Origin of the sequence: Pseudomonas sp. HY13-MNA-CIBAN-0226, assembly GCF_040310305.1 — a bacterium.
Classification (GTDB): Bacteria; Pseudomonadota; Gammaproteobacteria; order Pseudomonadales; family Pseudomonadaceae; genus Aquipseudomonas; species Aquipseudomonas gregormendelii.
The window spans coordinates 1-251 of the sequence record NZ_JBEOPS010000457.1 but is presented as its reverse complement, the minus strand read 5'-3'; the positions used below and the strand labels follow the sequence as shown (position 1 = coordinate 251).

Genomic DNA, 251 nt, shown 5'->3' with positions numbered 1-251 from the left:
AGCTTGACCATGATCAGCAAGGGCAGGATTTCGGTTTTCATCGGCATGTTGCCGGCGATGAAGATCACCGAACCGTACTCACCCACGCCTCGGGCAAACGCCAGGGCGAAGCCGGTCAGCCAGGCGGGCAACAATGCCGGCACGAGGATGTAGCGGAACACCTGCAACGGCTTGGCGCCGAGGCAAGCGGCGGCCTCTTCGATTTCCCGGGGGATATCGGCCAGTACCGGCTGCACCGTGCGCACCACGAA

1 protein-coding gene is annotated in these 251 nt (G+C 62.9%); it reads right to left on the bottom strand.

Translation table 11 applies throughout. The features are described from left to right. Positions 1–251: ABC transporter permease subunit (locus AAEZ05_RS29495; RefSeq protein WP_350650173.1), on the bottom strand; the 251-nt coding region annotated here is incomplete at both ends.